The 580-nt window shown below is 68.3% G+C and carries 1 protein-coding gene; it reads left to right on the top strand.

From position 1 onward, the window contains the following. Nucleotides 1-83: 83 nt before the first annotated feature. Nucleotides 84-580, top strand: a 497-nt coding sequence (locus D7V88_RS45010; protein WP_244238704.1) for a translation initiation factor IF-2 N-terminal domain-containing protein, incomplete at its 3' end; no start/stop codon positions are given.

The following is a 580-nucleotide window of genomic DNA, read 5'->3' as shown; positions in this document are numbered from 1 at the left end:
GTTAAGCACCACTCGCACACAATTTCGGCTTTGGACTAGGGTGCTCGGCCTCGTCGCTGGCGGAGCAGAAGGCCAATCAAGGTATGTCGAAGAAGCGCGTTCACGAAATCGCCAAGGAGCTCAAGAGCCACGGGATTGAGCTCGACAACAAGGAGGTCGTGACCGAGCTCTCTGGGCTGGGTTACGACGTCAAGAGCCACTCGTCCTCTCTGGATGACGACCAGGCCACTGCCGCGGTCCAGAAGATCCTGGACAAGCGCAAGCCGAAGCAGGCCGCCGCGCCCGTCGCCGCCAAGGGGTTCGTGGTGCGCCGTCGGGTGGGTCCGCCCGCGGGAGCCTCCAACACGGAGGCCCAGGACGCCTACGCCCAGTCGAACGACCAGGGCTACGACAATCCCGACGCCTCGTACGAGCAGTCCGCTCCGTCCGAGCAGACGGAGGCCGCCCAGGCCTCCGCCGCGGAGACCGCTCCCGCTGCCGTGGAGCAGGCTCCCCAGGCGCATGCCGCCCCGGAGGCACCGGCCGTGACGGCCGCGTCCACGGAAGCTGCCGCCACCCCCGCCGCAACGGAGGCGCCGTC

Origin of the sequence: Corallococcus terminator (assembly GCF_003611635.1) — a bacterium.
Classification (GTDB): Bacteria; Myxococcota; Myxococcia; order Myxococcales; family Myxococcaceae; genus Corallococcus; species Corallococcus terminator.
Note: the sequence above shows the minus strand (reverse complement) of the source record. Positions and strands in the feature narration are given on the sequence as shown.